Genomic DNA, 12,147 nt, shown 5'->3' on the forward strand with positions numbered 1-12,147 from the left:
CACCGCTCTCTTTATGTATGTTGTGATGGGTTAAGCGTGCCAGAAAGCGATTCAATGATTAAAGAATAAAAAAAGATTGGCTATAACTTGCGGATATAAAGACGCGAGTAAGGATGACCCCCTCCCGGGCGGGAGAGGGCGCGAAGCGATTAGACTTCTTCCATGCGACCCAGCAGCGCCTGCAGACGTTCCTGCCAGCCCTGCTGCTGCTCTTTCAGCTGGCTGTTTTCGCGCTCCAGCTCTTCACGACCATGCTGCGCGCTCTGAACTTCCTGCACCAGGGTGTTGTTCTTTTCTTTCAGCTCTTCGATTTCCATCTGCAACAGAGTGATGGTATCAATCGCCTGCTGAACCTTAGATTCTAATTTCTCAAACACTTCTAATGACATCGTCATACCTCTCCTGAACTTGCAAGGCGTTGATAGAAACTCGTGTTTCGTATACGCGGTCCCGCCTTAACGAAAATTAGCGCACATAGCGGTGTTATCGTCGATTGTATGAATCCCCGCCGCCCCTGTCCAGCGGCAAGCCGCGTAGATTGCGGTTTGCAACACTTTTCAGTCTTTACCTGGTGCTTTCAGCGCAGTTCGCTCGTAGTTCATGGGTCAATGTTAATTTTATGGTTAACAAAATGCGTGGTGAAACGCTCCGGCAGCGCTCTCGATGCGCGCAAATGGCGCGAAAACGCTCATTTTCTTGACGAGGCACACACATTTGAAGTTCGATATTTCTCGTTTTTGCTCGTTAACGATAAATTAACACTATGCCTACATGGCAATATGGTCGTCTGTGACCACCCTACATACAATAATCATCACCACGCTTCAGGATTCGATTATGAGCCAAACATCAACCTTAAAAGGCCAGTGCATCGCAGAGTTCCTCGGTACCGGGTTGTTGATCTTTTTCGGCGTTGGGTGCGTGGCTGCGCTCAGGGTCGCGGGAGCCAGCTTCGGACAATGGGAAATCAGCATCATCTGGGGTCTGGGCGTCGCCATGGCGATCTACCTGACCGCCGGGGTCTCCGGTGCGCACCTTAACCCAGCGGTGACTATCGCGCTGTGGCTGTTCGCCTGCTTCGAAGGCCGCAAAGTGGTTCCTTTTATTATTTCGCAATTCGCTGGCGCCTTTTGCGCTGCGGCATTAGTTTACGGGCTTTACTACAATCTTTTCCTCGATTATGAAACCACCCACCATATGATTCGCGGCAGCGTGGAAAGCCTCGATCTGGCCGGCATTTTCTCCACTTACCCGAACCCGCACATCAATTTTGTGCAGGCCTTCGCGGTAGAGATGGTGATTACCGCTATCCTGATGGGCGTCATCCTGGCGCTGACCGACGATGGCAACGGCATACCGCGCGGCCCGCTGGCCCCTCTGCTGATTGGCCTGCTGATTGCGGTGATTGGCGCCTCCATGGGACCGCTGACCGGCTTCGCCATGAACCCGGCGCGTGACATCGGCCCGAAAGCCTTCGCCTGGCTGGCGGGGTGGGGTGACGTCGCCTTCACCGGCGGCAAAGATATTCCTTATTTCCTGGTGCCGCTGTGCGCACCGGTGGTCGGCGCGGCGCTGGGCGCATTCAGCTATCGTAAGCTGATTGGCCGTCACCTGCCTTGCGACACCTGCGTGGAGGAAGAGCAACAGAGCCCCTCCTCTTCCACCGCTCAACATAAAGCTTCGCTGTAATCTGACTACGGGACACCGACTATGACCGACAAAAAATATATCGTTGCGCTTGACCAGGGCACTACCAGCTCCCGGGCCGTTGTGATGGATCATGATGCCAATATCGTCAGCGTCTCCCAGCGAGAATTTGAACAAATTTATCCTAAGCCAGGCTGGGTCGAACACGACCCGATGGAAATCTGGGCTTCCCAAAGCTCGACGCTGGTCGAAGCGCTGGCCAAAGCGGATATCAACTCCGATCAGATCGCGGCCATCGGCATCACCAATCAGCGTGAGACCGTGGTGGTGTGGGAGCGAGAGACCGGTAAACCCATCTACAACGCTATCGTCTGGCAGTGCCGCCGTACCGCGGAGATCTGCGAGCAGCTCAAGCGTGACGGGATGGAAGAGTATATCCGCAAGGCCACAGGCCTGGTGGTGGACCCGTACTTCTCCGGCACCAAGGTGAAATGGATCCTCGACCATGTCGAAGGTTCCCGTGAGCGTGCGAAGCGCGGCGAGCTGCTGTTCGGCACCGTTGACACCTGGCTTATCTGGAAGATGACCCAGGGCCGCGTGCACGTCACCGACTACACCAACGCCTCGCGTACCATGCTGTTCAACATTCACGACCTCGACTGGGACGACAAGATGCTCGACGCGCTGGACATTCCGCGCGCCATGCTGCCGGAAGTGCGCAAGTCTTCCGAAGTGTACGGCCAGACCAACATCGGTGGTAAAGGCGGGACCCGTATTCCTATCGCCGGGATCGCCGGTGACCAGCAGGCGGCCCTGTTCGGCCAGCTGTGCGTCAAGGAAGGGATGGCGAAAAACACCTACGGCACCGGCTGCTTTATGCTGATGAATACAGGCGAAAAAGCGGTCACCTCCACCCACGGTCTGCTGACCACCATCGCCTGCGGCCCGCGCGGCGAGGTGAACTACGCTCTGGAAGGGGCGGTGTTTATGGCCGGCGCGTCTATTCAGTGGCTGCGCGACGAGATGAAGCTCATCAGCGATGCCTTCGACTCCGAGTACTTCGCCACCAAAGTGAAGGATACCAACGGCGTATACGTGGTACCCGCGTTCACCGGTCTTGGCGCACCGTACTGGGACCCGTATGCCCGCGGCGCGATTTTCGGCCTCACCCGCGGCGTGAACTCCAACCACATTATCCGTGCGACGCTGGAGTCCATCGCCTTTCAGACCCGCGACGTGCTGGAGGCGATGCAGGCTGACTCTGGCATTCGTCTGCACGCCCTGCGCGTAGACGGCGGCGCGGTGGCTAACAACTTCCTGATGCAGTTCCAATCCGATATCCTCGGCACCCGTGTCGAGCGTCCGGAAGTACGCGAAGTGACGGCGCTGGGCGCGGCCTATCTGGCCGGTCTGGCGGTCGGTTTCTGGCAGAATCTGGATGAACTGCAGGAGAAAGCGGTGATTGAGCGCGAATTCCGCCCGGGGATTGAAACTACTGAGCGTAACTATCGTTACAGCGGCTGGAAGAAAGCGGTGAAACGCGCGTTAGCGTGGGAAGAGCACGACGAAGCGTAAGATTGTGAAGTTATTCCCGGCTTGCGGCGTAAACGCCTGAGCCGGGCTACAAAACCCCAAACAGCACGATCTTGTAGCCCGGACAGGTGCGCAGCACCGCTTCCGGGTTTTTTATCAGCCAAATATCGGCAGCAGCAGGTACAGCTTAATCACCAGCGCGTTGACGATATCGATAAAGAACGCCCCCACCATCGGCACTACCAGGAAGGCCATATGCGATGGCCCGAAACGGTCGGTAATCGCCTGCATATTGGCGATCGCCGTCGGCGTTGCCCCCAGGCCAAACCCGCAATGCCCGGCTGCCAGCACCGCGGCATCGTAGTTTTTGCCCATCATCCGATAGGTGACGAACACCGCATACAGCGCCATCGCCAGCGCCTGCACCGCCAGGATAATAATCATCGGCAGCGCCAGCGAGGCCAACTCCCACAGCTTGAGGCTCATCAGCGCCATGGCGAGGAACAGCGACAGGCTGACGTTGCCCAACACCGATACCGCGCGATCGAACACCCGATACAACCCCGCCAGCGCCAGGCTGTTGCTGAGGATCACGCCGATAAACAGCACGCAGACGAAGGTCGGCAGCTCGAAGACGCTCCCCGCCAGCAGTTGCGCAACCACCTTGCCCAGCGTCAGACAGATGGCGATCAGGGCGATACTTTCGATCAGCACCAGCGAGGTGATCACCCGCCCCACGTCCGGCTTTTCAAAGGCGGTTGGCGCCACCTGATCGTCCGGTGTCCCGTCCGGTGAGGAAGAGTGCTTCACCAGATAACGCGCCACCGGGCCGCCGATCAGGCCGCCCAGCACCAGGCCGAAAGTCGCGCAGGCCATCGCCACCTCGGTGGCGTTGGCAAAACCGTAGCGCTCAACGAACAGCTTACTCCACGCCGCCCCGGTGCCGTGGCCGCCGGATAAGGTAATCGACCCGGCCAGCAGACCCATTAGCGGATCCAGCCCCAGCAGCGTCGCCATGCCGATACCGAGGGCGTTCTGCAGCAGCAGCAGGCCAACCACCACGATCAGGAAAGTGCCCAGCACCTTGCCGCCGGCCCGCAGGCTGGCGAGGTTGGCGTTAAGACCGATGGTGGCGAAGAACGCCAGCATCAGCGGATCTTTCAGACTCATATCGAAATCAATTTCGATATCCATGCTTTTTTTCAGCGCCAGCAGCGCCAGCGCCACCAGCAGACCGCCGGCAACGGGTTCAGGAATAGTGTATTTCTTAAGGAAGGGAACGGTTTGTACAAGTTTTCTGCCGAGTAACAGCACGAGCGTTGCGGCAACGAGCGTCGATAAGGTATCGAGATGAAACATAAAAAGCTCCTTATGGGCGCATGATCCATTCACACGCGACGATATTCCTGGTGTCTTTAGCTTCTCATCATGAGGAGTCAGAGGGGGATTTTACGCAGAACGGCGGAAAAATTGACAGAAAAAGATATTTTGTATCCTTAATGATGCGATTTAGCATACAAAATGTTAATTACCTCGTTGCGCATATTCACGGTATAAATTTTTATGAGCAAACGCTGGCAAACGTTTGCTTTTGGTCTACAGTCCGATAAAATTCCCGCTTTGCCACCTTGGGATTGCTTGTGATGTCCGTAAACACCGCAGAGTCAGAAAATGCGCAACCGGTTGCGCATAAACCAGCCAGCGAATTAATCTACCGCCTCGAAGATCGCCCGCCGCTACCGCAAACCCTGTTCGCCGCCTTCCAGCACCTGCTGGCGATGTTTGTCGCGGTGATCACCCCGGCGCTGTTAATCTGCCAGGCTCTCGGTCTCCCGGCGCAAGATACCCAACATATCATCAGCATGTCGCTGTTCGCCTCCGGCGTCGCCTCTATTATTCAGATCAAAGCCTGGGGCCCGGTCGGCTCCGGACTGCTCTCCATCCAGGGCACCAGCTTCAACTTTGTCGCCCCGGTGATCATGGGCGGTACCGCCTTGAAAACCGGCGGCGCCGACGTCCCCACCATGATGGCCGCCCTCTTCGGCACCCTGATGCTGGCCAGCTGCACCGAAATGGTCCTCTCCCGGATCCTGCACCTGGCGCGCCGTATCATTACCCCGCTGGTTTCCGGCGTGGTGGTGATGATTATCGGCCTGTCGCTGATTCAGGTCGGACTGACCTCCATCGGCGGCGGCTACGCGGCGATGGCCGACCACACCTTTGGTGCGCCGAAAAATCTGCTGCTGGCGGGTATCGTGCTGGCGCTGATTATTATCCTCAACCGCCAGCGCAACCCGTACCTGCGCATCGCCTCGCTAGTGATTGCCATGGCTGCCGGTTATCTGGCGGCGTGGTTCCTCGATATGCTGCCAGCCAACACCGCCCCGACCAACAGCAGCCTCATCACCGTCCCGACGCCGCTCTATTATGGCCTCGGCATCGACTGGAGTCTGCTGCTGCCCCTGATGCTGGTGTTTATGATCACCTCCCTGGAAACCATCGGCGATATCACCGCCACCTCCGACGTCTCCGAACAGCCGGTCTCGGGTCCGCTGTATATGAAGCGCCTGAAAGGCGGCGTGCTGGCTAACGGCCTGAACTCCTTCGTTTCCGCGGTCTTCAACACCTTCCCGAACTCCTGCTTCGGCCAGAACAACGGCGTGATCCAGCTGACCGGGGTCGCCAGCCGCTACGTCGGCTTTGTGGTCGCCCTGATGCTGATCGTCCTCGGCCTGTTCCCAGCGGTGAGCGGCTTTGTCCAGCATATCCCTGAGCCAGTGCTCGGCGGCGCCACGCTGGTGATGTTCGGCACCATCGCCGCGTCCGGCGTGCGCATCGTCTCCCGTGAACCGCTGAACCGTCGGGCGATCCTGATTATCGCTCTGTCGCTGGCGGTAGGCCTCGGCGTGTCGCAGCAACCGCTGATCCTGCAGTTCGCCCCGGACTGGCTGAAAAACCTGCTTTCCTCCGGGATTGCCGCCGGCGGTATCACGGCGATTGTTCTGAATTTAATTTTCCCGCCAGAAAAGGCGTGATCTCATGCGTTCCCGGTCGCGCATCGGCCGGGACGTCCTCCAACCACCTGCCCCATCACGGAAATAAACCACGCCTGCCTTGAGAAGTGCGCCTAAATCGGGCATAACACGGTGATGTGCATCTCACAGAATGGAAGACCATGAAATTTCTTGGAAAGCTGATTCTCTGGCTGCTAGTCGCTCTGCTGCTCGTCATTATTGGCGCGTGGTTCCTGCTGCAAACCCACTGGGGCGCCCGCCAGGCCAGCGCCTGGCTCAGCAATGGCACCGGCTGGCAGGTCTCCTTCGATGAGATGGAGCACGATTTCTCCTCCCCCCTTCATGTGCAGTTGCGAAACGTCACCTTTGGTCGGGAAGGCAAGCCTGCCACTTTGGTGGCAAAAACGGTCGACATTGGCTTCAGCACCCGCCAGTTTAGCGATCCGCTGCATGCGGATGAGATAGTCCTTAACGACGGCACTCTGAATCTGTCACCCCACTCTGCAGACCTGCCGTTCGCTGCCGACCGGCTGATGTTGCGCAATATGGCTTTCAACAGCCCGGAAACCGGCTGGGCGCTCAGCGCGCAGCGCGTCACCGGCGGCGTCAGCCCATGGACGCCGGAGGCGGGCAATGTGCTGGGGAAAACGGCGCAGATCCAGATGAGCGCGGGCTCGATGACGCTCAATGGCGTCGAAGCCAGCAACGTTCTGATTCAGGGTAAGATTGATCAGGGCGAGGTCACCCTCTCCACCCTCGGCGCCGATGTCGCCCGCGGCACCTTAACCGGCAATGCCAAACGCAGCGCCGATGGCAGCTGGCGGGTGGATAACCTCCAGCTCAACGAGATTCGACTGCAAAGCCCCGCCTCGCTAGCCGAGTTTTTCGCACCGTTAACCACGGTCCCCTCTCTGCAGATTGGCCGCCTGGACATCACCGACGCCCGCCTGCAGGGACCGGACTGGGCGGTAACCGACCTCGACCTGAGCCTGCGCAACCTGACCCTTAGCCACGGCGGCTGGCAGAGTGAGGACGGCACGCTGTCGATGAACGCCAGCGAATTTATCTACGGCTCGCTGCATCTTTTCGACCCGATCCTCAATGCCGAATTCTCTCCCCAGGGCATTGCGCTGCGCCAGTTCTCCTCGCGCTGGGAGGGCGGCATGGTGCGCACCTCCGGCAACTGGCTGCGCGCCGGGAACGCCCTGGTGCTCGACGATACCGCTTTCGCCGGACTGGAGTACACGCTGCCGGCGAACTGGAAACAGCTGTGGATGACGCCGCTGCCAGCCTGGCTGCAAAGCCTGACGCTGAAAAAATTCAGCGCCAGCCGCAATCTGATCATCGATGTGGACCCTGCTTTCCCGTGGCAAATTACCGCCCTCGATGGCTATGGCGGCGAGCTACAGCTGGTGAAAAACGGCAGCTGGGGAGTATGGAACGGCAGCGCGACGCTGAACGCCGCGGCGGCGACTTTCAACCGGATCGACGTGCGCCGCCCATCACTCAAACTGAACGCCACAGCCTCGACGGTCAATATCACTGAGCTTAGCGCCTTCACCGAGCGCGGCATTTTGCAGGCCACCGCCGCGGTATCCCAACTGCCGCAGCGCCAGGTCAATCTGAGCTTCAGCGGCCGCGGCGTGCCGCTGAATATTCTGCAGGCCTGGGGCTGGCCGTCGCTACCTATAAGCGGGGATGGCAATCTCCAGCTGACCGCCAGCGGCAGCGTGCAGGCCGATGCCCCGCTCAAACCGACGGTCAACGGGCAGCTCAGCGCCGTGAATATGGAGAAACAGCAGGTGGCGCAAATCATGCGCAACGGCGAGGTCAGCCCCGCCCCCGCCGCGCCAGCGCCCGCTCCCGTCACCCCATAGCGATGCCCATTCCCTCTCCTCTATGGGGAGAGGGATTGCTTCCCGGCAAAACTCCACTCTGACAACTCTCTCCCTTTCAGGGAGAGAGTTGGGGTGCGAGTCCTGAAACCTGTGTGCAATACGCGGCTATCTGTACCTATTTAGCGCAACAGGTTCCTTTCAAATATCAGAGTTGCTATAACCAAATCACTGGAAGTCGATAAAAAACCGCTCCCTGTACCTACAAAAATATAAAAGGATCAATCATGCCTGAAATACGTCAGCGTATTCTGGAGAATATGCAAAAATTCTCCCGGGCCATGATCGGCGCCGTATTGTTCTTGCCGGTCATTGGCTTAATTCTGGCCCTCAGTTCAGTATTAACTAATCCGACATTAATTGCTGAAACCAGTTTCTTACATCAGCTTGGGCAAATGCTCGGCGACACCTTTTGGCCTTTATTTGGCAACCTCGGCTTATTATTTTGCGTCGGCATCAGCTATGGCCTGGCAAAGGATAAAAAAACCGAAGTCGCACTGGTTTCAGTGATGTGCTTTATTATGTTTCTTGGCGCCAACCACTCCTGGCTGGAACACACCCATGGACTCGCCGAAAAAATTAACGGTGAATATTATGGCACCGGGCAAACCCAGCTGCTGGGCTTTGTGGTGGTGGATATGGGCGTTTTCCTGGGCATTATTCTCGGCTGCACGATTGCGTGGGTGCACAATAAAGTCTCTGCCATTGAGCTGCCTGGCGCGCTGTCGATGTACGGCGGCGCCAAGCTGACGCTGGTGGCGATGACGCCGGTGGTTATCTTCTACGCCATCGCCTTTACCTGGATTTGGCCCTTTATGACCCACGGCATCTCCGCCCTCACCGGTTTTATGAAAAATGCCGGGGTCGCCGGGGTCTTCGTCTATGGTTTCTTTGAAAAATTCCTTATCCCCACCGGCCTGCACCATTTCGTCTGGTCCCCCTTCCAGCTCACCCAGATTGGCGGCACGCTGAACGTGGATGGTCAGGTGGTCTCCGGCACCCAGGCCATATTCCTCGCCTATATGCGCCATCCCGACCTGACGCCGGTCATGAACGACGCATTACGTTTTTCGCAGCAAGGGATGACCACCATCTTCGGCCTGGCGGGCGCCTCGCTGGCGTTCTACCACACCGCGAAACCGGAGAAGAAAGCGATGGCGAAGGCGATTCTGCTGCCGGCGATTATCACCTCGATGCTGACCGGCATCACCGAACCGATTGAGTTCACCTTCTTATTTGTCTCGCCGCTGCTGTGGGTGATCCACGCGACGTTAACCGCCGCCTCGCAGGCCATTTGCGACATCTTCACCGTACGTCCCTGGGGTGCATCGGGCCTGATCGAGTTTCTGATCTATAACCTGCCGCTGCCGGTCTCCTTAACGCGCTGGCCGGGCTATGTCCTTATCGGTATCGGCCAGTTCGCCGTCTACTACGTGATTTTCCGCACCCTGGTGGTGAAGCTGAACCTGAAAACGCCGGGCCGGGAAGATGACGAGAACGTGAAGCTCTACAGCAAAGCAGAGTACCGCCAGAAAGTCGCGCAACCGCAGTCGGTCACCGATGACATTATCCGCGGCCTCGGGGGCAAGGAAAATATTCTCTCCGTCGATAATTGTTTTACTCGCCTGCGCGTGGCCGTGCGCGATATGGCGCGGGTTGATGACACGCAATTAAAAAATACCGGCGCCAACGGCGTCGTACGCAATCGAAATGAAGTTCAGGTTATTTATGGCGTCAAAGTGGGACAGGTACGTTCCCGGGTTGATAACTGGTTAGCAGAAAATTAATGAGGAGTATTTATGAAATTAACCGTATTAGGCGGGGGCGGCGTTCGCTCTGCATTTTTAGCGAAATCTCTGGCCTATAACGCTCACCGCATTGGTTTAACAGAAGTCGTTTTTCTCGATAACTCTGCTGATAATCTGGCGATATTTGGCGAAATTGCCCGCTATGTATTTAATACCATTCGCCCGGATATTCAGTTTAGTACCACCACCGACCCGGTCGCAGCGCTGCAGGACGCCAACTATATCATTACCACCCTGCGGGTTGGCGGCGATGAAAGCCGCATTCGCGACGAACGTATTGCGCTTGAGCATAACACTCTCGGCCAGGAGACCACCGGCGCCGGCGGTTTCGCGATGGCCATGCGCTCGATCCCGGCGATCCTTCGCTATTGCCGGCTGATCGAAGAACATGCCGCCGAAGACGCCATTCTGTTTAACTTTACCAACCCGTCAGGTCTGGTGACGGAAGCGATTATTAAGTCCGGCTTTAAGCGCCGGGTCTATGGGATCTGCGATGCCCCCTCCGAGCTGATTCGTGAACTGCCGGCGATCCTTGGCTGTGAGGAGCGCGACCTCAGCGTGGAATGCTATGGGCTGAACCATTTCTCCTGGTTTACCCACTTCACCGTCCGTGGGGAAGAGGTGACCGAACGGCTGATCGCCAGCCCGGAACTGTACCAGAAGACAGCGATGCAGTACTTCTCCCCGGAGCTGGTACGGCTTTGCGATAATCAGCTCCTCAATGAATATCTCTATTATTACTACTATCGCGACGAGGCGCTGAAGGCGATTCAGGGGGCCGGCGAAACGCGCGGAGAGCAGATCGCCCGCATCAATCAGGAGATGCGCGAGGCGCTGCGCACCGTGGATGCCAGAACGCAACCGGAGGCCGCCTTCACCATCTGGATGCAGCATTACCTACGCCGGGAAAACAGCTATATGCAGAACGAATCCCGGCAGGAGAAATTCCACACCCGCGAACCGCTGACGCTGCGCCAGTTTATCGAAGAGCCGGACACCGGCGGCTATGCCGGAGTGGCGCTGGATATCCTGGAAGCGGTGAACAGCACCACCACCAAGCGGATCGTGGTGTCGATCCAGAATCACGACACGCTCGACTTTTTGCGCCCTGACGACGTGATCGAGATCAGCTGCGACCTGAGCCGGGATGGCCTCAAGCCGGTGACGCCGGTGAAGGTGCCGACGGCGCAGAAGAATATGATTGCCTGCGTGAAAGAGTATGAGCGGCTGGCGGTGGCGGCGATCCTGCAGCAGGATAAATCGCTGGCGGTGCGGGCGCTGATGGCGCACCCGCTGATCGGTTCCTATTCGCTGGCGAAAACCCTGGTCGAAGCCTATCTCGACGATGAGCAGTTCGCCGCCTGGCGGTAATCCGCTGCCGATGGGATTCCCCCGCTCGCACCGCGCTTAGCGGGGGCTAACTATTGCTACGTAGACTGGTAAACCACATCTTCAATAGTCGCTCAAAGCCTAAGATGCAGTAGCCGAAAAACGGGTTGCTCCAGTAAATATCATCATCGAACTTCTGCGGGTCGTGAATAATAAACGCCGTATCCGCGGCCTGCGCCAGCGGGCTTTGGTAGTCGCCGGTAAAGCAGACCAGATTAATCTCCTTCCCCTCCAGGGCCTTAACCCAGTTGAGCGCCGAGCTGCTGCGCCCGGATTTAGAAATGATCCAGATGGAGTCGAAGCAGGCGGCGTTTTTCTGTTCGAGGATTTCGTAATCGGGCCACAGCGCCAGGCTGGCATTCACGCCGGTGACGAGAAACTTGTTGTAAATATACTGGGCGATCAGCTGTGAAAAGCCGCTGCCGTGGATCAGGATGCGCTGCTGTTTAAGGCTTGCCAGCAGCGGCGTCAGCGCTTCTTCCGGCTGAACGCTCATGTAGTCGATATCGTTGGTGACATCGAGCTTCGGCATGGTGATATTGAACTTGATAAAGTAAACCAGCTCCAGCCAGCCGCTGAACTTCAGTTTCTTTGCCAGCCGGACCAGGGAAGAGGGGTTGCTGTAGCACTGTTCGGCCACAGCGCGAACTCCCTGGCGGATACACTGCTCCGGGTCGTTCTGAATAAAGCGCAGCACGGTCATTTCCGTTTTGCTTAGCTTCACGTCACGAAAGATATTTTCTACGTCCATGGCGGGCTCCTCTCAGCGGCAGAATACGCTAACACCGTTCGACAACCGCGTCTGCGGCCTGAGTCACCACAATGAAATGAACGTTACTTTTTGTACAAAAATGGAATAAA

Annotated in this window: 9 protein-coding genes; 6 read left to right on the forward strand and 3 right to left on the reverse strand. The window is 57.6% G+C overall.

The window, feature by feature from the left end:
* Positions 1–149: 149 nt before the first annotated feature.
* Positions 150–395, reverse strand: coding sequence for a septal ring assembly protein ZapB (gene zapB / locus KHQ26_RS07510; protein WP_004150222.1), 246 nt, complete (start codon positions 393–395; stop codon positions 150–152).
* A 442-nt stretch (positions 396–837) separates the two neighbouring features.
* On the opposite strand from zapB, the gene KHQ26_RS07515 reads away from it, so the two are divergent.
* Both KHQ26_RS07515 and glpK read left to right on the forward strand, forming a co-directional pair.
* Positions 838–1,689, forward strand: coding sequence for an MIP/aquaporin family protein (locus tag KHQ26_RS07515; protein ID WP_020803790.1), 852 nt, complete (start codon positions 838–840; stop codon positions 1,687–1,689).
* A 21-nt stretch (positions 1,690–1,710) separates the two neighbouring features.
* Positions 1,711–3,222, forward strand: coding sequence for a glycerol kinase GlpK (gene glpK, locus KHQ26_RS07520; protein ID WP_002922944.1), 1,512 nt, complete (start codon positions 1,711–1,713; stop codon positions 3,220–3,222).
* A 114-nt stretch (positions 3,223–3,336) separates the two neighbouring features.
* On the opposite strand, the gene gltS is transcribed toward glpK, so the two are convergent.
* Positions 3,337–4,539 (reverse strand): sodium/glutamate symporter, encoded by a 1,203-nt coding sequence (gene gltS / locus KHQ26_RS07525; RefSeq protein ID WP_004173891.1) that lies wholly within the window; start codon positions 4,537–4,539, stop codon positions 3,337–3,339.
* Positions 4,540–4,823: 284 nt separating this feature from the next.
* On the opposite strand from gltS, the gene KHQ26_RS07530 reads away from it, so the two are divergent.
* From KHQ26_RS07530 to KHQ26_RS07545, 4 genes are all read left to right on the forward strand, one after another.
* The gene (locus KHQ26_RS07530; protein WP_211777870.1) at positions 4,824–6,215 is read left to right on the forward strand and encodes a nucleobase:cation symporter-2 family protein; all 1,392 of its coding nucleotides are present in this window, start codon (positions 4,824–4,826) and stop codon (positions 6,213–6,215) included.
* 140 nt (positions 6,216–6,355) lie between these two features.
* A complete protein-coding gene (locus KHQ26_RS07535; RefSeq protein WP_020803799.1) occupies positions 6,356–8,071 on the forward strand; it encodes an AsmA family protein in 1,716 nt (571 codons plus the stop codon).
* A gap of 245 nt (positions 8,072–8,316) precedes the next feature.
* The gene (locus KHQ26_RS07540; protein WP_002922953.1) at positions 8,317–9,876 is read left to right on the forward strand and encodes a PTS transporter subunit EIIC; all 1,560 of its coding nucleotides are present in this window, start codon (positions 8,317–8,319) and stop codon (positions 9,874–9,876) included.
* A 12-nt stretch (positions 9,877–9,888) separates the two neighbouring features.
* Complete coding sequence (locus tag KHQ26_RS07545) at positions 9,889–11,268, forward strand: glycoside hydrolase (protein ID WP_002922956.1); 1,380 nt, start codon at positions 9,889–9,891, stop codon at positions 11,266–11,268.
* 46 nt (positions 11,269–11,314) lie between these two features.
* On the opposite strand, the gene KHQ26_RS07550 is transcribed toward KHQ26_RS07545, so the two are convergent.
* Positions 11,315–12,037, reverse strand: coding sequence for a MurR/RpiR family transcriptional regulator (locus KHQ26_RS07550; protein WP_004173889.1), 723 nt, complete (start codon positions 12,035–12,037; stop codon positions 11,315–11,317).
* Positions 12,038–12,147 lie beyond the last annotated feature (110 nt).

This window comes from Klebsiella sp. 10, from assembly GCF_018223925.1.
Taxonomy (GTDB): domain Bacteria; phylum Pseudomonadota; class Gammaproteobacteria; order Enterobacterales; family Enterobacteriaceae; genus Klebsiella; species Klebsiella pneumoniae.